Annotated in this window: 22 protein-coding genes and 1 other RNA gene; 7 read left to right on the top strand and 16 right to left on the bottom strand. The window is 45.2% G+C overall.

Annotated elements, in window-relative coordinates:
* Positions 1-9: 9 nt before the first annotated feature.
* The 3 genes from KO531_RS17380 to rsmI all read right to left on the bottom strand — a co-directional run bounded on the left by KO531_RS17380 (position 10) and on the right by rsmI (position 1,965).
* Complete coding sequence (locus KO531_RS17380; RefSeq protein WP_219251811.1) at positions 10-333, bottom strand: DUF883 C-terminal domain-containing protein; 324 nt, start codon at positions 331-333, stop codon at positions 10-12.
* Positions 334-705: 372 nt separating this feature from the next.
* Positions 706-1,057: RNase P RNA component class A (rnpB, locus tag KO531_RS17385), an RNA gene on the bottom strand.
* Between the two features lie 65 nt (positions 1,058-1,122).
* Entirely contained in the window at positions 1,123-1,965 is an 843-nt protein-coding gene (gene rsmI / locus KO531_RS17390) for a 16S rRNA (cytidine(1402)-2'-O)-methyltransferase (protein ID WP_105250522.1), read from the bottom strand.
* Positions 1,966-2,053: 88 nt separating this feature from the next.
* Here rsmI and KO531_RS17395 point away from each other — a divergent pair, with 88 nt between their 5' ends.
* The 4 genes from KO531_RS17395 to dolP all read left to right on the top strand — a co-directional run bounded on the left by KO531_RS17395 (position 2,054) and on the right by dolP (position 5,523).
* Complete coding sequence (locus tag KO531_RS17395) at positions 2,054-3,949, top strand: penicillin-binding protein activator (RefSeq protein ID WP_219251812.1); 1,896 nt, start codon at positions 2,054-2,056, stop codon at positions 3,947-3,949.
* Positions 3,946-4,272: a YraN family protein gene (locus KO531_RS17400; RefSeq protein ID WP_219251813.1), complete on the top strand. Its 327-nt coding sequence runs from the start codon at positions 3,946-3,948 to the stop codon at positions 4,270-4,272. The genes KO531_RS17395 and KO531_RS17400 overlap by 4 nt, the downstream gene beginning before the upstream one ends.
* A 94-nt stretch (positions 4,273-4,366) precedes the next feature.
* Positions 4,367-4,960, top strand: a complete 594-nt coding sequence (locus tag KO531_RS17405; protein ID WP_105250525.1) for a phosphoheptose isomerase — start codon at positions 4,367-4,369, stop codon at positions 4,958-4,960.
* Positions 4,957-5,523: a division/outer membrane stress-associated lipid-binding lipoprotein gene (dolP, locus tag KO531_RS17410; protein ID WP_105250526.1), complete on the top strand. Its 567-nt coding sequence runs from the start codon at positions 4,957-4,959 to the stop codon at positions 5,521-5,523. Before KO531_RS17405 ends, dolP begins: the two co-directional genes overlap by 4 nt.
* Positions 5,524-5,598: 75 nt before the next feature.
* Here the strand turns inward: dolP and KO531_RS17415 are convergent, their stop codons facing one another.
* A complete protein-coding gene (locus tag KO531_RS17415; protein ID WP_219251814.1) occupies positions 5,599-6,483 on the bottom strand; it encodes a DMT family transporter in 885 nt (294 codons plus the stop codon).
* A gap of 120 nt (positions 6,484-6,603) precedes the next feature.
* Between KO531_RS17415 and KO531_RS17420 the strand changes: the two genes are divergently transcribed.
* Positions 6,604-7,476: a LysR substrate-binding domain-containing protein gene (locus KO531_RS17420; protein WP_219251815.1), complete on the top strand. Its 873-nt coding sequence runs from the start codon at positions 6,604-6,606 to the stop codon at positions 7,474-7,476.
* A gap of 61 nt (positions 7,477-7,537) precedes the next feature.
* On the opposite strand, the gene trpS is transcribed toward KO531_RS17420, so the two are convergent.
* From trpS to rpe, 3 genes are all read right to left on the bottom strand, one after another.
* Positions 7,538-8,536: a tryptophan--tRNA ligase gene (trpS, locus tag KO531_RS17425; protein WP_113941452.1), complete on the bottom strand. Its 999-nt coding sequence runs from the start codon at positions 8,534-8,536 to the stop codon at positions 7,538-7,540.
* 69 nt (positions 8,537-8,605) lie between these two features.
* Positions 8,606-9,283, bottom strand: coding sequence for a phosphoglycolate phosphatase (locus tag KO531_RS17430; protein ID WP_219251816.1), 678 nt, complete (start codon positions 9,281-9,283; stop codon positions 8,606-8,608).
* Between the two features lie 2 nt (positions 9,284-9,285).
* Complete coding sequence (gene rpe / locus KO531_RS17435) at positions 9,286-9,960, bottom strand: ribulose-phosphate 3-epimerase (RefSeq protein WP_012090481.1); 675 nt, start codon at positions 9,958-9,960, stop codon at positions 9,286-9,288.
* 276 nt (positions 9,961-10,236) lie between these two features.
* On the opposite strand from rpe, the gene KO531_RS17440 reads away from it, so the two are divergent.
* Positions 10,237-10,602, top strand: a complete 366-nt coding sequence (locus tag KO531_RS17440; RefSeq protein ID WP_105250531.1) for a hypothetical protein — start codon at positions 10,237-10,239, stop codon at positions 10,600-10,602.
* Complete coding sequence (locus KO531_RS17445; RefSeq protein WP_219251817.1) at positions 10,602-10,787, top strand: DUF2970 domain-containing protein; 186 nt, start codon at positions 10,602-10,604, stop codon at positions 10,785-10,787. Before KO531_RS17440 ends, KO531_RS17445 begins: the two co-directional genes overlap by 1 nt.
* Before the next feature lie 18 nt (positions 10,788-10,805).
* Here the strand turns inward: KO531_RS17445 and KO531_RS17450 are convergent, their stop codons facing one another.
* The 9 genes from KO531_RS17450 to KO531_RS17490 all read right to left on the bottom strand — a co-directional run bounded on the left by KO531_RS17450 (position 10,806) and on the right by KO531_RS17490 (position 19,826).
* Entirely contained in the window at positions 10,806-11,645 is an 840-nt protein-coding gene (locus KO531_RS17450; protein ID WP_131525404.1) for a Dam family site-specific DNA-(adenine-N6)-methyltransferase, read from the bottom strand.
* Between the two features lie 48 nt (positions 11,646-11,693).
* Entirely contained in the window at positions 11,694-13,130 is a 1,437-nt protein-coding gene (locus KO531_RS17455) for an AAA family ATPase (RefSeq protein ID WP_219251818.1), read from the bottom strand.
* 18 nt (positions 13,131-13,148) lie between these two features.
* On the bottom strand, positions 13,149-14,225 hold the full coding sequence (gene aroB / locus KO531_RS17460; RefSeq protein WP_113941457.1) for a 3-dehydroquinate synthase: 1,077 nt from the start codon (positions 14,223-14,225) through the stop codon (positions 13,149-13,151).
* A 9-nt stretch (positions 14,226-14,234) separates the two neighbouring features.
* Positions 14,235-14,750: a shikimate kinase AroK gene (gene aroK / locus KO531_RS17465; RefSeq protein ID WP_006083542.1), complete on the bottom strand. Its 516-nt coding sequence runs from the start codon at positions 14,748-14,750 to the stop codon at positions 14,235-14,237.
* 216 nt (positions 14,751-14,966) lie between these two features.
* Entirely contained in the window at positions 14,967-17,018 is a 2,052-nt protein-coding gene (locus KO531_RS17470; RefSeq protein ID WP_113941458.1) for a type IV pilus secretin PilQ family protein, read from the bottom strand.
* Between the two features lie 21 nt (positions 17,019-17,039).
* Positions 17,040-17,555, bottom strand: a complete 516-nt coding sequence (locus KO531_RS17475; protein WP_105250537.1) for a pilus assembly protein PilP — start codon at positions 17,553-17,555, stop codon at positions 17,040-17,042.
* Positions 17,555-18,178 (bottom strand): type 4a pilus biogenesis protein PilO, encoded by a 624-nt coding sequence (locus KO531_RS17480; protein WP_219251819.1) that lies wholly within the window; start codon positions 18,176-18,178, stop codon positions 17,555-17,557. Before KO531_RS17480 ends, KO531_RS17475 begins: the two co-directional genes overlap by 1 nt.
* The gene (locus tag KO531_RS17485) at positions 18,175-18,759 is read right to left on the bottom strand and encodes a PilN domain-containing protein (RefSeq protein WP_105250539.1); all 585 of its coding nucleotides are present in this window, start codon (positions 18,757-18,759) and stop codon (positions 18,175-18,177) included. Before KO531_RS17485 ends, KO531_RS17480 begins: the two co-directional genes overlap by 4 nt.
* Complete coding sequence (locus KO531_RS17490; RefSeq protein WP_219251820.1) at positions 18,747-19,826, bottom strand: pilus assembly protein PilM; 1,080 nt, start codon at positions 19,824-19,826, stop codon at positions 18,747-18,749. Before KO531_RS17490 ends, KO531_RS17485 begins: the two co-directional genes overlap by 13 nt.
* Positions 19,827-19,986: the final 160 nt, after the last annotated feature.

Consider the following 19,986-nt stretch of genomic DNA (forward strand, 5'->3'; position numbering starts at 1 on the left):
AAATCCACCTTAGCGACGGCGCAATAAAGCCGTTAATACCACGCCAGCGGCAAAGGCAATCCCAGCTGTGGCCAATGGATTTTGCGCTGCCAACTCACGGGTTTTACTGTAAGAGCTTTGCAGTTGCTGTTTGATTTCCTCTTGCTTGTGCGCCAGTGTTTCCTGCGAGCTAGCTGCCGTTTTACGCAAAGTGTCTTCTGCAACTGCGGCTTTCTCTGCTACTACATCAACAGCATGGTGCGTCACTTCAGTTGCTTTCGCTGTTGTGGGTGAATTTAAAGCACCGCTATCTTTACTGTTAGTTTGTTCTGCTACGCTTTTTGAACTGGCCATAGAAAGCCTCCTTGGTGAACACTGTGCAATGCAACAAGATGCTGCACTTTGCGTACAAACCAATGCAATGGCTATACCAAACAATATAAACGCATAAAAACAAAAGGTTATAACTACTTTGTTTCTATTAACTCTCTCAGTTAACGGTAGATGTTACCTGCATTGAGTAATTTTTACCTGCGACGAAGAAGGACTAAAAATAGCTGTAATGGCGGCTAAACTGAAAGCTAAATAAGCGATAGACTGAAGGGACGGGAGAACGAGATAACTCTGATTTTTTAATGAGTTAATCAAATAAAATTTATCATTACTGTATAAATTAAAAAACAAAAAGCCCGTTTGTCATTACGACAAACGGGCTTTTTGTTGAATGAGGTGAGTTGGCCGATAAGCCGGGTCCTGTCTTGGACAGTCATTCATCTAGGCCTGCAATCGCTCACAGGCTCAAGCGACCTACCCGGTTCCAACGCGAGCCACGCCATACGGAACCCTATTTGGTCTTGCTCCGGGTGGAGTTTACCTTGCTACGAACTATTGCTAGCCGCACGGTGCGCTCTTACCGCACCCTTTCACCCTTACCGACCTGATAAATCAGGCAGGCGGTCTACTCTCTGTTGCACTTGTCGTCGGTTCGCACCGCCCAGGCGTTACCTGGCACCCCGCTCTTTGGAGCCCGGACTTTCCTCCCCGTTCTTGCGAACGCGGCGACTGTCTGGCCAACTCGGCGCGGATTATAGCCTAAGCCACCCTGATGCACCACAGATAATCCGCTCGTAACCGTTTTAGCGCTTATAAATCAGACTCTAGGCCGTATTTGTACAGAGCGTTCTTTTTAAGTCCATGAATTTGCGCGGCAATTGCTGCAGCTTTCTTCAATGGCAATTCCTCACATAAGAGTTTAAGCGTATTAATGGCGACGGTGGGAATCGCTTCGTCATCACTCAAATGGTAGCCATGCACCATAAGCACGATTTCACCCTTCTGCTGATTCGGGTCAGTACTTACGGTGGCAAGCACCTCTGAGACAGGACCAGATAAAAAAGTTTCGAAGGTTTTGGTTACTTCACGCGCCATGACGACATGGCGTTCGCCACCAAGTACTTCAACCATAGTCGTTAGACTGTGCTCGATGCGATGGGGTGATTCATAAAATATCAGCGTGCGCGGATCTTCTTTCAGTGCCAATAACTTATCAGCGCGGGCTTTTTCTTTAGAGGGCAGAAAACCTTCGAAAGAAAAACGGTCCGATGGCAAACCCGAGGCGCTCAGGGCGGTAATCGCCGCGCAAGGGCCGGGCAAGGGGATCACATTAAACCCAGATTGGCGCACATGGGAGACCAAGTGATAACCCGGATCGGAAATCAACGGGGTACCCGCATCTGAAATTAATGCAATCGACAGCCCAGCTGCAAGCTGATCGACAATCCACTGGGCACGAGCGCGCTCGTTATGATCATGCAACGCCGTAGTTTTTGTGGTAATACCAAAGTGGCTCAATAACTTACCGCTGTGGCGAGTATCTTCACAGGCGATCAATGAAACCTGATTCAGCACCTCTATTGCCCGTGAGCTCATATCGCCCAAATTACCTATGGGAGTAGGAACTATGTAGAGTGCGACGCTTTGGTCCATATATACCTCTGTAATGACAGTGCCAAGACTTTCGTCAAGCGCGAGAGAAGGTTAAACTAGAGGCTGCATCTTACCAGAGTGAAGCCCAGTGTTAAAAAGCCTGAATACAACTAAGTTCGTTTCCGTGGCCATTTTATCGGTAATCTTGGCGGGTTGTGGCACTTCAACGCCCACCTCGACCGGAACTGCACCCACAGTGGCCACCTCTTTAGCATCCGCACCTTTGTCGGCCAATGTGTATTTGGCACAAGCCGCCAATAGCAAAGATCCGCAGCAGCGCGATACTAATCTGCTGCTCGCAGCCCATGCCTACATCAATGCCAACGACTACGCAGCGGCGCAGAAGCTACTAAAATCGATACAGCCAAGCTTGAATCAGAGCCCAACATTTTTGGCCGAACATAAATACTTGACCGCGCGCGTGCTTGAACACACGTCCACCTATAGTGATGCACTTAAAGTTCTGAATTATCCAAGCAATTGGAGTTTGCCAAGCTGGCAGATGACGGCTTATCACCAATTCAAGGCGCATTTATATCAATTGAATAAACAGCCTATTGAGCAAGTGCGTGAACTGAGTTTACTGACGACTTACTTGCCCCCCGCCCAAGCCAACGAGGTGAATAACGCGATTTGGCAAGTGCTGCAGCCAATGCACGAACAAACCTTAAAAGCCTTTACCCAAGATGCTAAGACTCCTGTATTTACGGGTTGGTTGCAATTGGCTTATATCGCGAAGCATTATGCTGTCGATCCGACACAGTTAGTACGCTACTTAGGCGAATGGCAGAAACAAAATCCTTATCATCCTGCAGCGGCTAAGCTACCCGCCGATCTTGACAGAGCCTTAAACGCTAAGCCATTTACGCCAAAAAACATTGCTGTGCTGTTGCCGCTGACGGGCCCAAGAGCTAACGCTGCCAATGCAATTCGCCAAGGCATATTAGCCAGTTACATGGCCAAGCAAAATGACCAAGTCGCAGTCAACTTTTATGACACGGCAAACGATGCTGCCAGCGCTTACCAACAGGCGCTAACTGCGGGAGCCGAATTTATTATTGGCCCATTATTGCCTACTGAAATTGAACAACTGCAAGTGAGCAATGCGGCAAACACTGCCGCCACTAATGCGGTGACTAATACTGCTAACCCAGACAAAACGGCCAATACAGCACCTGCTACGCCTGTGCCACAACTATATTTAAATCAAGTAGATAAGTTCACCCCCGATCCGAATAAGTTCTACTTTGCATTATCTCCCGCACAAGAGGCGGCCGATGCGGCGGAGCATTTATATCAAGATGGCGTAACTATGCCGTTACTGCTCGCCAGTAACGATGCCCTTGGCAAACGCATGGCCGAAAGCTTTATTCAAGCATGGAAAAAGAAGAGCGATAACCCTGTCGAAGTTCACTACTTCGATGGCGGTGATAAAATGCGCACCACAGTACAAGATGCCCTTGGAGTGCGCGATAGCCAAGAGCGGATCGCCCGTATTAAAGAGTTGTTAGGCAATTCAGTACAAGCCGACTTCCGTTCACGCCAAGATATTGATGCCATTTATATGATTTCAACGCCACAGGATCTAACCCTGCTCAAGGCCTTTATCGACGTAAACTTTAGCGTTTTCACACAACCTGTGCCTTTATATACCTCAAGCCGCAGCCGAGTTGAAAATGAAAGCACACAAACGGCGCAGGATTTAAATAACCTGACCCTAAGCGACGCACCTTGGCTAATGCAAAACGGCGAAGAAAATCTGATGGTCAACACACTATTTTCGGGCTGGAATAACAGTCAGAAACGTTTGTTTGTTATGGGTTATGATGCAATGGATTTGATCGGCCGTTTAGCGCAAATGCGCTCATTCACAGGTTATCAATTCAATGGTCGCAGTGGTGCTTTATCTGTCAGTCCAGATGGAATAGTCAACCGCCAATTAAGCTGGGGACGTTATGAAAGAGGTAGCTTCCGCCAGTTATGACACTCGGACAGCAGGCAGAATCGCAAGCCCAACGTTACCTTGAACAACAAGGCTTAACTTTTGTCGAACGTAATGTCCGCTATCCGTTTGGGGAAATTGATTTAATCATGCGCCATAAAAGCTATTGGGTATTTGTCGAAGTGAAGTATCGTTCGGCAAATCAATATGGCGGCGCATTACAGGCCCTAAGCAGCGCGCAGATTTCGCGAATTCGCAAAGCGGCTAGCCACTATTTACAACTCAATAGACTCGATGTGCCCTGTCGTTTCGATGTCATCGCCATGGAAGCCGATCAAATTCATTGGCTAGTCGATGCCTTTTAAGTGCCAATAGTGAAAATTATTTTAACGTCTGTGCCTCAACACGCTTGTGGAAATATGGCATGATAGCAACACTTTATCCTGAAAGGATTTATCCATGTTAGAACGCATTAAAGACAGCTTTACTGAATCTATCCAGACAAAAATCGATGCAGCCGAAGCACTGCCAGAATCCATCGCCAAAGCGGCCGAGATGATGGTGCACTGTCTTTTGGGTGGCAATAAAATCCTTGCTTGCGGTAACGGCGGCAGTGCTGGCGATGCGCAACATTTCTCAGCAGAACTGCTAAACCGCTACGAGATTGAACGTCCACCCTTACCGGCCATCGCTCTGTCTACCGATACTTCAACCATCACAGCTATCGCCAACGACTATAGCTATGATGAGATTTTCTCAAAACAGATTTTTGCCTTAGGTCAACCGGGCGACATTCTGCTAGCAATCTCGACCAGTGGCAACTCAGGTAACGTGATTAAAGCCATTGAAGCCGCATTAAGCCGCGACATGACTATCGTAGCGCTAACAGGTAAAGATGGCGGCGCTATGGCTGGCCTACTGAGCGTGAACGATGTGGAAATCCGCGTACCTTCAAATGTCACTGCACGTATCCAAGAAGTGCACTTACTGGTGATCCATTGCCTGTGTGACAATATTGACCGCACCCTCTTCCCACAGGACGAGCAGCAATGAGACACGCTGCCCCGCTGTTAATGGTTTGCTTGCTGCTTCAAGGCTGCGCTGGTGCCGTTATGGTGGGCGCAGTCAGTGGCGCTATGATGGCCAACGACGAACGTACTGTTAAGACTCAGCTTGATGATACCAATACTGATTTTAAGATCACCAGCGCACTGCTAGAGCAAGAAGATCTTAAAAAACAAACGAATATCACGGGTGTATCCGTCAATGGCAATGTACTTATGATAGGCCAAGCCCCTAACTCTACGTTAAGGGATAAAGCCATCAAGGTCGTACAAGATCTTAAGCTCGGCGGCAAAATACATAATCAAATCCGCATTGGCAATCCAACCTCTTTCACCACCCGCAGCAATGACACTTGGGTTACAACCAAAGTGAAGGGCCGCATGCTGAACGAAAAAGATTTGGATGTGACTCGCATTAAAGTCATCACTGAAAATGGTGAAGTCTTCCTGCTGGGGGTGATTCATCGCTCACAAGCAGACTTAGCTGTTGATATCGCCCGTAATACTGCTGGCGTGCGTAAAGTGGTGAAAGTATTTGAGTATGCTAAGTAATTTTGCAGTTTATCTATTTAAAACTTAAGCCTAAGTGGTGAGCCAACTCGCCCACTTAGGCTTAAACCCTCGCTGTTATTTTCCCGTGAGTGTATCCGCTATCTTAGGTGCCGATTTTGATAGGATCGATCCTAACCAAGGTAAAAACAACGAAGGCAATACGATTAAGGCTGCACCGAGCCAACTTAAGTTATCCAACCATTCATCGAACAACAACCAGCCTAAAAAGACAATAAACAACAAGCCTGTGTATTCCGCAATCGCGATATCACTCGCCTGTGCCTTGCGGTAAGCCAGCACACAAAACCAGTGATAAACCAATAAAAATGCGTTGCTCAGCAAGGCCACGCCCACCAGCTCCCAACTCAAACCCTCAATACCCTGAAACGCTGCAATCACTAACGTTGCCGGAATACCCAGTAAGTTATATAGCATTAGCGTTAGCACAGGATGCTCAGCATGGGGCACTTTTTTAAGTGCTAACTGATTCACTGCAAAAGTAAAAGCAGAAAACAGTACAGCAATGCCGTACCAGTTCATTTCACTCGGTCGCAGGATAATCAAGATGCCGACAAAACCTAAGCCAGTACAGATTGTCTGAGCAGCGGTGATCCTCTCGCTCAGGAAGAAATACCCCATCAAAATAATCATTAGCGGTGCGGAATAAAACAATGAGCTAACTGTCGCGAGCGGCAATGCCATTAAGCCTATAATTAAAAAAAGCGCGCCAACTGAGCCTATGTTGGCACGCCAAAGGTGAACTGAGATATGTGTCGTCATCGGACGCTGCGAATACAGCCACACTGGCAACAACATAAATACTGAAGAGATTTGCCTGACAAGGAGGAAAGTCGAGGCACTCGCATCGTCCGGTAACCACTTGATCGACACATCATAGAAGGCACTGAATAGGTTACCTACTATCAATAAAATCAAACCAATAACAACTGGGCGTTGCATTTTTTAACATCCATAAATCTCAATGGCGGCATGATAATCCTCGCAAAACTTAAGCTGAAATGATGCTTTCTCATGCTAGATGAATTAAATTCATACTAAAGCCTTTAGATATTGAAAATAATGAGAAAGCTCCCGCCATTACGCGCTCTACAAGTGTTTGAAGCTGCCGCCAGACAGCAGCATTTTTCTAAGGCCGCCGATGAACTGTGCATCACCCAAAGTGCAGTGTCGCACCAAGTACGAGTATTAGAAGAGTATTTTGGCGAGCAACTGTTCGACCGTCAGGGGCGTAAACTGCAGTTAACGCCTAAAGGGCACGGACTATTTCTAGAGTTAGAGCGGATATTCAACGAGTTAAGCGACCTCAATTTGAAAGTGCGCGATACGCCCAATCAGCAGCTGTGCCTAGCCGTTTACAGCTCATTTTCAGTAAAATGGTTAATCCCAAGACTCGCCGATTTTCGCCGCCAATATCCGAGCGTGAAAATACGCCTCGAGATGATCACCCAAGATCCTGATCTAAGCACCAGTACCGCGGATATCTTCATTGCCGGTAAGCTAAATCAACGTGGCTATTGGCAACAGTTACTGCACAAAGAGCGTTTAATTCCTGTATGCAGCCCCAGTTTTTACCTTAAATGGCGCGACATAAGCCTGAGTAATTTCCAGCAACAAGCCCTGCTGGTGGTTGATGAAGGACCATTAGGGCTTGACTGGCACAAGTGGTCATCGGCGCACCAAATACCACTCGATAACGAACAACAGCATGTATTTAGTCATATTGTAATGGCGATTGAAGCGGCGATTGCTGGCCAAGGCTTAGCCCTAGCGCCGGACTTTATGGTGGCTGGCGATATCATAACGGGGCGTTTAGTCGCCTTGAATCTTCCCGATGTGCATACCGGATTTGAATTTACCTTCTTTTGTAAGCAACGCCGTTTATCAGAACCTGCGATTGCCGCTTTCTCATCTTGGCTAAAATCACAGGCTTAGGATGAATTTACAGGCACAAAAAAGCCGACGCGAACGTCGGCTTAATTTATCGACCGATTGATTACACTAACAAACCAATCTTCTCATACACTTTCTTCAGGGTCACTTCGGCGCGCGCCTGCGCACTCTGTGCACCAGCTTTCATCACTTGGTCTAAGTATGCGCGATCGCTACGAATCGCGCGGTAACGCTCTTGTAGTGGCTCTAACATGCTCACAACCGCTTCACCTGCTGCACCTTTCAAATGGCCATACATCTTGCCTTCAAACTCGGCTTCTAGGCTCGCAATGCTTTGCCCTGTCACACCCGACATGAGACTCAGCAGGTTAGAAACACCCGGTTTATTATCCACATCAAAACGCACGACTGGCGGCTCATCACTGTCTGTCATGGCTTTTTTCAGCTTCTTCAGCACTGATTTCGGATCTTCTAGCAGGCCGATAACGTTATTACGGTTATCGTCTGACTTAGACATCTTCTTTAGCGGCTCCTGCAGTGACATAACTTTAGCGCCAAGCTCAGGAATAAACGGCTCAGGAATGGTGAAAGTATCACCATAGGCATTGTTAAAACGAGTAGCGATATCACGCGTTAACTCAAGGTGTTGCTTCTGATCTTGACCAACGGGGATTTCGTTCGCTTGATAAATCAGAATATCCGCCGCCATCAACACTGGGTAGCCAAATAAACCCACGTTGATGTTGTTAGCGTGCTTTTGTGATTTATCTTTAAACTGAGTCATGCGGCTCAACTCGCCCATTTGGGTATAGCAGTTTAATGCCCAACCCAATTGCGTATGTTGTGGCACCTGTGACTGGATAAACACTGTACTCTTTTTAGGATCGACGCCACAGGCCAAATACAGGGCTAAGGTATCTAAACACGCTTCGCGCAACGCTTTAGGATCTTGGCGCACGGTAATGGCATGCAAATCAACTACACAATACAGGCAGTCGTGGCTATCTTGCATCGCAACCCATTGACGCAATGCACCCATGTAGTTACCTATGGTTAATTCGCCGGACGGCTGTGCACCGCTGAGTACTATGGGTTTGGTCATTACGTCATTGCTCCACTATCTATATATAAAAAGACTAAAAAAAATCGACTAAAGAACAGGTAACCCCCATTACTTGGTAGGTTTTACCCAGTTCAGAATCTCACTAAATTGCCCACATACGGCATCTGGGCCACTGAGCCCAATATCTTCACCGTAGTTGTAGCCGTAGGTCAAGCCGATTGACGCTATCCCAGCCGCTTTCGCCGCTAAAATGTCGTTTTTAGAATCGCCGACCATCAATAACTCAGTTTTCTCCAATTGCCACTCATGCAATAAATGCTGCAGCGGCAAAGGGTCAGGCTTCATCTTCGCTAAGGTATCGCCACCTAACACTAAGCTGAAAAAGTCGTTAATCCCAAAGGCATTGAGTAATGGCATGGTAAAACGATAGGGTTTATTGGTGACAACCGCTAACTTAAAGCCTGCATCAAACAAAGTTTGCAGCACTTGATGCACGTCGCTATACAGCGCACTGTGCTTTTCAAGATTCTCTTGGTAATGATGCATAAAAATCGGCATAGCCGCATCAAGGGTTGATTGCTCAACATCCGTTCCCAAAGCATGACTCATAGCACGGCGCATCAACATCTCTGCACCGTTACCGACCCAAGTACGAACTTGCGCTTCAGAGCAGCTCTTCAAACCTAACTCAGTCAAGGCTTCCTGCGTAGCAACGGTTAGATCCGGCACACTGTCAATCAGCGTGCCATCTAGATCAAACGCAATCGCTTTAATCTTATCCCACATGGCTATGCCCCAACTTTAGCAAGTTCGGCACGCATCTCATCAACAACGGCCTTATAATCGGGCTTGCCGAAAATAGCCGAGCCCGCAACAAACATGTCCGCACCGGCGGCCGCGATTTCGGCGATATTGTCGACCTTAACGCCGCCATCGACTTCTAAACGAATATCAAAACCACTGGCATCAATACGCGCACGCACTTGGCGCAGCTTATCTAAGGTTGATGGAATAAAGGATTGACCACCAAAACCAGGGTTCACTGACATCAATAGGATCACGTCGAGTTTATCCATCACATGGTCAAGATAATGCAGTGGTGTCGCAGGATTAAACACGAGACCCGCCTTACAACCGCACTCTTTGATGAGCTGAAGAGTGCGATCGACGTGCTCAGAGGCTTCAGGGTGGAAAGTAATAATAGACGCGCCCGCTTTAGCAAAATCAGGCACGATACGATCAACTGGCTTAACCATCAAATGCACATCAATATCAGCGGTAATCCCATAGTTACGCAGTGCTTGGCACACCATAGGGCCAATCGTTAAGTTAGGAACATAGTGATTATCCATCACATCAAAATGTACTACGTCGGTTCCCGCATCTAACACAGCTTTTACATCGTCACCCAAACGGGCAAAATCGGCAGATAAAATTGATGGAGCAATCAAGAATGGACGCATAAAACACTCGCTGCTATTTGGATAAAAAGTGCCTTATTTTACCCTGAGCCAAGCTAAGCCTCTATAGCTAAAGCCACATTTCTGGCAATTGATCCGCTATGCCTATGTCAGTAAAGCAGCACACTCTGCAGCTATCGCAGTAAATTGGGGCTTAGATTCGGTAAAATAAGCTAATATTTCCGAGCATTTTGGCTGGAATTGATAATTTTTTGTTCATAAACTAAGCGAGTTTGTTATACTCGAGGCGCAGTGCTGGTTCATTCCAAAGGAAGCGTTATGATGGAGCGGTTTAGTCAGTTTTCACACTATGTTAGGTCGGTGACATTTAAGTCATCTATGATGTTGGCATTTACTGCAGTTGTAGTGGCCACGCTAGCTTTTGGCGTTGAAAAACTTACGGAAAATACCGAAACTGCATCTTGCGCTTGTAGCAATGACACTCGTTACAACAATGCACTGCCCAGTAGTCACCCTAATAATCGCTGCGCCGATCAAGCACAAACCTTAAGCTGGAAAACGTGGCTTACAGGTAAAAACCGTTCGAGTCAGTTCCACTTTGTCGATCTACTTGAACTATTACATGGTCATCAAGATAAACCTATGGATGATCTCAAGCCCACTACGTCGCATCTCGCCTATTAATGCTTAGCCGCATTTGGCAAGTATTCCACAGTACCGTTGCCGCCTTTTTCGGGGTACAAACTAGCGAAAATCGTAAAAAAGATTTTCAAACCAGTTCCCCATTGCCCTATATAGTGATGGGCATTGTGTTAACTGTCATCCTAGTGGCAAGTCTGATGTTTCTCGTAGGACAAGTGCTTAGCTAAACGTTATTTATGTTGAAACTAGTCGTCTTTTGGATCGTAGTTTTCATCATATAGCGCCATCAACTCATCCACTTTGTTACGACCACTGCCATTTTGGCTAATGTTGCGTTGCACTTGAATTTTCGCTAAATGCGCGCCGCGATATAACTCGCGAGTTAATGGAATATCGTGATTACTAATCAATACCGGAATACCACGCTCTAACGCGGTATGGCGCGAATGACGAGCCAGCAGTGCTTGATCGTCTAAACTAAAACCTGCACCAACATATGTCGTGAAACTGGATGTAGTAGATAACGGTGCGTAAGGTGGATCGCAATAGATAACATCGCCACTGCGTGTCTGCTCAAAGGCTTTTTCGTAACCAATGCATTTAAACTCAGCACGTTGCGCTTTTTCAGAAAAGGCCCAGATTTCCTTTTCGGGGAAATAAGGTTTTTTATAGGAGCCAAAGGGCACATTGAAGCCACCCTTACGGTTATAACGGCATAAGCCATTAAAACCATGGCGATTTAAATAAAGAAAATACACAGAACGCTGGAAAGGGTCGCGACATTTATTAAAGTCGGTCCGCACCTGATAGTAAGCTTCCTTTTGATTCATCTCGTCGACAAACAATGCTTTAGCTGCGGCAATGTATGCTTCTGGTTGATGCTTCACTATCTGATATAACTCGATCAAGTCCTGATTAATGTCACAGAGCAGGTAGCTAGGATAATCCGTATTCAAGAAAACGGATCCTGCACCCACAAACGGCTCGACCAAACGGTCTCCTGCGGGTAAATAACTGGCTAAATCATCCACCAATTTAAATTTACCGCCAGCCCACTTAAGGAAGGCTCTGTGTTTTTTTATCATTTAACTTGATGAATGCCGACAAAAATAAAGGTCATGATTGTACTCTGTTTATTCTGAAATTTCACGATTTGAGAGACTTTCTTCTACTTGATAATCTTTCAAATCGGCCCATTTTCTGACCCAAGGTTGCTCAAAACGATACTCCTTAACCAATTGAGCCGCCGCATTCGAAGCCAATTTGCTACTGCTATAGTGACCAACGAGGACAACCCACCGCTGTTTATACTTTGCGACTCGAACGCCCTCGACATTCTCAAGACTCTTTAATGTCGAACGCAAGGTCTCTAACTGAGCAACACTCGCTATTTGTACGGTATAACCTTTGAGTGGCTTTTGCGGTTCCAAAACTGTTTTATCAACCTTTGCAGCCTCTGGCGCTGGGGACTGAACATCTACCGTTTTAGCTTGAGGTTCTGCATCCACAGTTGGCTCATCACCACCAAAAGACTTGCTACTCACTTCACCAACGATCACTAAGGCTGCATCATCAGGCTCAGGATGTGGTGCCTCACCATGGAATTCACTTAATGGATCGACAGCCTGTTCTGTTTTGGCTTTGGATGTATCTAGTTCGTTAACTTTCACGGTTACGGTGGCAAACTTTAATTGTTCAGCGCGCAGAGCAAAATAGGGGGCTAAGATTTTTTGCCCATAGGACAAGAAAGCGGGTGAATCTATCGCAGGAAAAGTCGCAGTCTCTAGGGCTTGCTCTTCAGAAAATGGTTGAGTAACACCAAGCCAAATACCTAGCGCTAACAACATGCTCACAGCTGTCACCATCACAGCTTTATATTTCATCCAAGAAGATGTTTTCTCTTGCGGGCTATGCAAGGCTTTATCTAACAGATTGACCACTTCTTGCGGCGTACCCGTTTGCTTCTCAAGCTGACTGCGTACGATTTCCCTTGGCGTAAAAGGGTTTTGATCGCTGTATCTCAGCAATGTTTGATACAAAGCTTCACGCTCTGGCATGGTTAACGGCTCAATACTGATAGGCAATATTTGCCGCCGCAATTGCTCGGGTAATTGTGGCAATAGGTCCGCTAAGAATGCCGGTGGAACCGTGAGCGTGACGGCAATATTCTTACCCGCACACTGGATCTGATTGAGAATAATACACTCAGCCCAGAGCGCCTTAGGCAATAAATGCGCATCATCGATAATGATATGTAGGGGTTTAGTTTGCGTGCTCGCAAGCCGCAACAGGGTATCGGCGAGGGGAATGTCGTCGTCAAAAATAGGGGATGAAATTAGCTGGACTAGAATTTTGCGGCGTATCTCAGCGTTATCTGCATGCATAGGACAAATCACAAATGCCGCATTTGACTCGTCAAAATCGGTCGCTAATCCGGTAACTAAGGTCGTTTTTCCTGAACCGCTGACACCAGAAAGCACCAGCAGCTGATCGCTATAACTGGCAACATGATGCATTCTTTGTATGAGGGCTTCCTGAGAAGGAAGCAAGACAGAACCCTGAAACGTCACTCGCCCACCACACAGTTTTTATGCGCAGCGAATAACCTGTTCAAGGGTAGATTCTGTGACTTGACTAAACACATCCGCGCGGCCTATTGCCGTTGGGAGCACCAGTCGAATCTGACCGCCTAAAACTTTTTTATCGCGTCGCATATGTTGAATGAAACTGTCGAAATCCATAGATTCCGGCGCACTCACTGGAAGATCAAAAGCTTGTAGTAACTGTATGATACGACAAACGATTGACTCATCGATAAGCCCCAGTGCCTTAGCTGTTTTAGCAGCAAGGACTGTGCCAGCTGACACGGCTTCACCATGCAGCCAATTACCGTAGCCCATTTCGGCTTCAATCGCGTGACCAAAGGTATGACCCAGATTCAACAAAGCACGCACGCCCTGCTCAGTTTCATCTTGGCTAACCACATCGGCTTTAATCTCACAGCAACGAGAGATAGCATAAACTAATGCTTCGGCATCTAAGGTTTTTAGCGCCGTTACATTATCTTCAAGCCATTGAAAAAAATCAGCATCCCACATGATGCCATACTTGATGACTTCCGCCATTCCCGCCGCAAACTCGCGCGCTGGAAGCGTATGTAAACATAAAGTATCGATAAGCACGATTTGTGGCTGATAAAAGGCCCCAATCATGTTTTTACCAAGAGGATGGTTAACAGCCGTTTTACCGCCGACGGAAGAATCCACCTGCGACAATAAAGTTGTCGGAATTTGAATAAAATCGATCCCACGTTGATAACATGCCGCGGCAAAGCCCGTCATATCACCAATCACGCCACCACCCAAAGCCACCAGCACAGAATCTCGACCATAGTTTTGCTGCAGCAATGCAGTAAAAATAGTATCTAGATGTGCTAAGTCTTTGAATTGTTCGCCATCAGGAAGGATAACACTCTCTACCTCACCAAACGAAGCCATCGTCTCTTGTATCTGTTTAAGATACAAAGGCGCGACAGTTTCATTGGTGACGATAAGAATACGTTTTTTAAGCAGGTAGCGAGACAAAGTCTCGCCATCACTCATCAAATTCTGGCCAATGTAAATGGGATAACTACGTACACCTAAATCAACCTGAATTTGCTTCATAAATTCTGCCTAAAAACCTAATTGCTCAATGATCTGATTTGCGACGATCTTTGCGCTTTGATCATCGGTTTTGACAATCACATCGGCAATTTCTTCGTACAATGGATTACGGATCTCTGCAAGATTCTCCAACACTTCTCGAGGATCATCCACTTGCAATAATGGGCGTCGCTTGTCTCTTTGAGTACGAGCGACCTGTTTGTCGATAGTGGTTTCCAGGTAAACCACAATGCCACGAGCAGACAGATGATTACGGATATCTTTGCTTTGTACTGAACCACCACCGGTGGCAAGGACGATACCTTGTTTCTCAGACAAATCAGCAATAACCTGAGCTTCACGACGACGGAAGCCTTCTTCACCTTCGACGTCAAACACCCAAGCAATATCAGCGCCTGTGCGTTGTTCAATCTCTTGATCCGAATCGTGGAATTCTAAATGCAGCATTTGCGCCAGATGGCGACCAATTGTGCTTTTACCTGCGCCCATAGGGCCTACCAGAAAAATATTACGTTTTTCAGCCATTTCTTGTACGTCTGAATCTTATTGAAAAGTATGCCTATATCGACTCAACATCAAGCCGACCTATATGTTACCTTGCTCTTATGAGACTTGACCGAGGATTATCTCAGCTTAGGGTCTACTATGGCAAGCCATGTGCGCTATTTATGCAAAGAATTGTATTCCAGTAATAATAAAGCCAGCAATCACTGCTGGCTTTAGTCGATACATAGCAAGTGCTTAGATCTTCTCACCGACTATTTTGGGGGTTACGAAAATAAGTAGCTCTTGGCGCTCATTTTTGTCTGTTGTGTTCCTAAACAGGAAACCGACTAAGGGAATGTCACCGAGAATAGGGACTTTACTCACACGGCTGATCAAGTTTTGCTGATAAATACCACCAAGGACTATGGTTTCACCGTTATCAACTAGCACTTGAGTGCCAATACGCTGGGTATCGATGGCGACAGCGGGGCCCGTTGGTGTGTCAACCGTCTTGCCCTGAGAGTCTTGGGTGATTTCCAAATCTAAAATAACGCGGTTATCAGGTGTAATTTGTGGTGTAACTCGCAAGGACAACACGGCTTTCTTAAAAGTGACCGAGGTTGCACCGCTTGAAGTCGACTGCACATAAGGGATCTCCACACCCTGCTCAATATAAGCCGCCTTTTGGTTAGAGGTGGTAATACGAGGGCTGGCGATAATTTCACCTTTATTTTCTTGCTCTAACGCACTCAATTCCAAATCAAGAATAGTACCATCTGCCAACTTAGCAACGTGGAATGCGATACTTGTTGGATTGGTCACTGCCGCAGGCAAATTAACGTTCAAACGTTGGTCAGGAGTTGGAATGATGCCGTTGGCAATACTCTGAGCACCTTCTAATGTACCTGAGGTTCCCTTACTGCCCTGCTGATCCGTTACGCCCCAACGTATGCCTAAGTCTTCAGAGACATCATCTTTGACCGTTACCATACGTGACTCGATCAGTACTTGACGAATAGGGATATCGAGTACTTCGACTAAACGATGGATGTTCTCAATCGTTTCTGCCGTATCTTTCACGAGTACTGTGTTGGTACGTTCATCGACCGCGACTGAGCCGCGTGGCGAGAGTAAACTAGAATCTGCACTTTTAAGGAGCTCAGCAATATCGATCGCTTTGGCATAGTTAATTTGCAAGTACTCAGAATACAAAGGTGCTAGCTCTTTAACTTCTTGCCTATTTTTGAGATTTTGGCTTTCACGAATAGCCAACTCTTCGCTCGGTGCCACCATTAAGATGTTGCCTTCGATACGTTTATCTAGGCCTTTGGTTTGTAGAATCAAATCTAATGCTTGGTCCCAGGGCACATCATCCAATCTCAAGGTGATGTTGCCTTCAACAGTATCACTCGTGACTAAGTTAAAATTGTTATAGTCAGCAATGATCTGCAAAACAGTACGTACAGGGATATTTTGAAAGTTAAGCGACAAAGTACGGCCATTGTATTTTTTAACATCTTTCTTGGCGGCAACTCTCTCAACTTTATTCATCGAGAGTCTAAAGAGATTATCCTCTTGCTTATAACTGAACTCATATTCCCCAGCAATATCAACTAAAATGCGCGTTGTTAGATCTTCTTTAAATGTCTCGAAGCTTTTTACTGGTGTTGAAAAATCTTTCACATCCATAACATAAAGCAGATCACTATTAATATCAGTGTTATATAACTTAACTTCGAGTTTAGCGCCCACTTGCTCAACGTTAACGGCAACCGAGCGGTTATTCAAATAGACTAATAACTCACCGCCACCATTTTCATTACGACGAAAATCGATATTTTTAATGCTGTTAACGAAGGGATTTTCTGCCTGAGTCTGAGCGCCTGCAACCTCATCATTAATAGTGAGTCGATATGAGTTACCCATGACTGAACCTTGGTAAGGTTTCACTTTGGACATACCTAAGGTGACTTTAAGACGAGTATCTTGCTGCTCAGTCATCATGTCAGTTACACCGACTTGATTAATGGGTAAGCGATCCTTAGATAAACCAGAAATACTATTATCAAAGGTTAATACGAGCTCTGCAGGCGAGGCATTAGAGTCAATAACTGGCGGAGTGACCGCTTCTTCAAATACCAACTCTAGCTCTAACTGGTGGTCAACCAAGGCATGGTACTTAACATCCATTAATCGGTTTGCAGCATAACTCGATGGCAAAATTCCAAATACCAATGCGATCCCAATAACAGACTTGATTAAGCCTGAAGAAATTAACGGGACTTTTATCGCGGCAGAAGATTTCATTATTCCCTCATCCTTCGCTCGTTATTCTCCAGAAAGTTCTAAATTGCTCGTCCTTTCGGACCAACAACCTGAACCATCTGGAATTAATTCTACTACTTCGACATTTTGTGAAGTAACTTTAGAAATGCGTCCATTAAACAGACCTAAATACTCACCAACGCCCATCCGATAAACACTGCCGTCATTTGTTTCAACTAACGCCCAAGTTGTATCGGCTTCACTTAAGGTGCCACGCATTTTTAAATTATCTAAAGGATAAGTTTCTAATCGTCCTTTTCGACGCTTTAAGTCCGGTTGTAAACAATCTTTGCTGGTATCAACAACTTCTTCCGTTAACTCACGCGAAGGTGGTACAAAAGGGCTACGCATTAACTCGGCTTGATAGGCAAAGTGCTCAAATCTTGGCGGCTCTTTCAAGGGCGGGATATGAGCAACGTGTTGCGCTTTGGTTGTAGTAACAAATAGCTCTAAATCACTACGATCGCCAACACAACCCATTAAAAAAAGACTCAAGGCTAACAAAGGTAAGAATTTCATTATTTCTTCCCCTTATTAGCAGGTTTTTCAGGCGGTAATTCAGCCCCTTCTTTAAAGCGGTATGTCTTGGCTAAGATATCCATTGCTAAGTTGCCGGCTTCATCTCGCTTAATGGTGAAATCATGGAGGCTAACGATACGCGGCAGCTTAGCGACACCACTCACCATACTACCTAGCTGATGGTAATCTCCCGTCACAGACATTTTAATTGGAAACTCAATATAGAAATCCCGCTGGATTTCGGCCTCCCAATTCAAACTATTAATTTTGAGTCCTGCATCCGTTGCCACAAAAGTTAAATCGTCTAGCAAACCTGGCATTTCATTTTCAGAGGGCAGCATCTTCAGTAACTCTGCAAACTGCACTTCCATCGTCGCTAGCTGCTCTCGGTAAAGTTTTAAATTTGCCGCAAGTTGATACTTATTCTTGAAATCATCTCTGAGCTGCACTTCTTTATCTTGCTCTGCGGTATAAATATCTACTGAATCGGAGACGACCAAAAAATATCCCGCAGCAAAAACACTGAGTGCTAAAAGGATCGCGAAAAAAGTTTTAACTTGATTTGGCCAACCACCAATATTTTCAAAGTCGATATCATTAAATTGACTTAGATCGAGTTTCATTTACTCGCTCCTTTTGTCATTTTCTCAGGCTCATCTACACTCGCGCCTTTAATAGTGACTCTCAAACTAAAACGCTGTAATTGCCGTAACTCTTCATTTTGGGTCACGATCGACTGCATATTAGGATCGGTTAACCATTCGGAAGTTTTCACCTTTCGCATCATGTTGGCGACGTTATTGTTCGATTCACTACGCCCTTCAATCAGCAATAAACTGCCCTTTTTCTCTAGGCTAGACAGATATATTCCTGGAGGTACTATTCGAACCAGCTCATCTAACACGTGAGTAGGCAAATTACGGGATTGCTGTAGATTAAGAATAATTTCTGTACGCCGCTCAATGTCTTTCTTACGTTCTGTAATTTTCTTGATCTCAGAAATTTGTGTTTCAAGCAGACTGATTTCCGATTGCAAATAAGCGTTACGTGCTTTTTGCTCATCGGTCATAACATCTAATAAAGATACTGCGACATAGACTAAAATCGCCGACGCTAAAAATACTGCCGCTAAAATACCAATATAGTCGCGCTTTTGTTTTTCTCTCGCCTCTTCTCGCCAAGGGAGTAGGTTTATGTTCGCCATTGACCGTAACTCCTCAATGCTAAGCCACAAGCAACCATATATTTGCTGATTGTAGGTTGCAGCGCACTTTTAACCGACTCATCGGCATGCAAACACCCTTGAAAAGGATCGGCGATAATAGTATAAACACCCAATTCATTCGTCAGTAAATTAGCCATACCTTCTAATTTAGATGTTCCACCGCATAATACGAGGTAGTCGACTTTATCTTTACCGCTGGAAGTGCAATAAATCTGCAGCGTACGTTTTATTTGTTGTAATAGCTGAGTTTGAAAAGGTGACAAAACTTCAAACATATAATTTCGGGGTAAGTCGCCTTCAATCTTTGCTTTCTCAGCTTGATCATAAGACATGCCATAGAAGGATAATATTGACTGAGTAAATTGCTCACCACCGAAAGCTTGCTCACGAATAAAAGTCGTCTCACCCGATTCAACCACAGAGAAAGTCGTCATATTCGCGCCGATATCAACCATAGCGACGGCTTTATGTTTCGCTCCTTCTGGAAGCTGGGCCAGAATTAACTCTGCAGCTCTACCTAGAGCGTAACCTTCAACATCCACCACTTTAGCCTCAAGTTCCACGCTATCCAGCGCATCGACTCTGACATCAATATTGTCAGTGCGGCATGCGCTCAACAGCACATCAACTTTAGTAGGATCGGTACTGTTTACGTTTAGCGTTTCAAAATCTATGCTAACTTCATCGAGTGAATACGGAATAAGGTTATCGGCTTCAATTTCTATCTGTGCCTCCATTTCTTCCTCACTAAGAGAGGCATCCATGTAGATCACTTTCGTCATCACAGCAGAACCCGAAACAGAAACAGCGGCATATTTAACGGATTTAGGCAGGCTACGTTTTATTTGCTTAAGGCATTCAACAACGGCATCAGCATCACGAATATCATGATCGTTAACGGCCCCCTTCTTAATGGGTACCGCGGCATGACTCAATATTTTGTATCCGTCAGCAGTCTTACTCAACAAAATGGCCTTAACTTCATGGGAACCGATATCGATTCCCACCATCTGCGGAGCCTGACGCTTCCATAAATTTGAAAGCATATCCATTGTCACTTTTTTATTTATATTTCAGTAAAAGAGATTAGCACAAAATCAACTTGTTATACTTACTTGTATCGAATGTTTCATCATTTTACAAATGCTATTTTGTGAGTCTCACGTTTTTACTTCACCAAGACGTGTGCGCCTTATATACTGTCGC

Origin of the sequence: Shewanella sp. NKUCC06_TVS (genome assembly GCF_019345515.1) — a bacterium.
In the GTDB taxonomy this organism is placed as follows: Bacteria; Pseudomonadota; Gammaproteobacteria; order Enterobacterales; family Shewanellaceae; genus Shewanella; species Shewanella oncorhynchi.

Bases quoted from the DNA above. Each gene is read 5' to 3' on its own strand.
- KO531_RS17440 (WP_105250531.1), top strand. From the start codon at position 10,237: ATGATGGAGCGGTTTAGTCAGTTTTCACACTATGTTAGGTCGGTGACA.
- rpe (WP_012090481.1), bottom strand. From the start codon at position 9,960: ATGCGTCCATTCTTGATTGCTCCATCAATTTTATCTGCCGATTTTGCC.
- KO531_RS17450 (WP_131525404.1), bottom strand. From the start codon at position 11,645: ATGATAAAAAAACACAGAGCCTTCCTTAAGTGGGCTGGCGGTAAATTT.
- KO531_RS17445 (WP_219251817.1), top strand. From the start codon at position 10,602: ATGCTTAGCCGCATTTGGCAAGTATTCCACAGTACCGTTGCCGCCTTT.
- KO531_RS17480 (WP_219251819.1), bottom strand. From the start codon at position 18,178: ATGAAACTCGATCTAAGTCAATTTAATGATATCGACTTTGAAAATATT.
- rsmI (WP_105250522.1), bottom strand. From the start codon at position 1,965: ATGGACCAAAGCGTCGCACTCTACATAGTTCCTACTCCCATAGGTAAT.
- KO531_RS17485 (WP_105250539.1), bottom strand. From the start codon at position 18,759: ATGGCGAACATAAACCTACTCCCTTGGCGAGAAGAGGCGAGAGAAAAA.
- KO531_RS17470 (WP_113941458.1), bottom strand. From the start codon at position 17,018: ATGAAATCTTCTGCCGCGATAAAAGTCCCGTTAATTTCTTCAGGCTTA.
- aroK (WP_006083542.1), bottom strand. From the start codon at position 14,750: ATGGCTGAAAAACGTAATATTTTTCTGGTAGGCCCTATGGGCGCAGGT.
- aroB (WP_113941457.1), bottom strand. From the start codon at position 14,225: ATGAAGCAAATTCAGGTTGATTTAGGTGTACGTAGTTATCCCATTTAC.
- KO531_RS17405 (WP_105250525.1), top strand. From the start codon at position 4,367: ATGTTAGAACGCATTAAAGACAGCTTTACTGAATCTATCCAGACAAAA.
- trpS (WP_113941452.1), bottom strand. From the start codon at position 8,536: ATGACCAAACCCATAGTACTCAGCGGTGCACAGCCGTCCGGCGAATTA.
- KO531_RS17430 (WP_219251816.1), bottom strand. From the start codon at position 9,283: ATGTGGGATAAGATTAAAGCGATTGCGTTTGATCTAGATGGCACGCTG.
- KO531_RS17380 (WP_219251811.1), bottom strand. From the start codon at position 333: ATGGCCAGTTCAAAAAGCGTAGCAGAACAAACTAACAGTAAAGATAGC.
- KO531_RS17490 (WP_219251820.1), bottom strand. From the start codon at position 19,826: ATGCTTTCAAATTTATGGAAGCGTCAGGCTCCGCAGATGGTGGGAATC.
- KO531_RS17415 (WP_219251814.1), bottom strand. From the start codon at position 6,483: ATGCAACGCCCAGTTGTTATTGGTTTGATTTTATTGATAGTAGGTAAC.
- KO531_RS17400 (WP_219251813.1), top strand. From the start codon at position 3,946: ATGACACTCGGACAGCAGGCAGAATCGCAAGCCCAACGTTACCTTGAA.
- KO531_RS17475 (WP_105250537.1), bottom strand. From the start codon at position 17,555: ATGAAATTCTTACCTTTGTTAGCCTTGAGTCTTTTTTTAATGGGTTGT.
- dolP (WP_105250526.1), top strand. From the start codon at position 4,957: ATGAGACACGCTGCCCCGCTGTTAATGGTTTGCTTGCTGCTTCAAGGC.
- KO531_RS17420 (WP_219251815.1), top strand. From the start codon at position 6,604: ATGAGAAAGCTCCCGCCATTACGCGCTCTACAAGTGTTTGAAGCTGCC.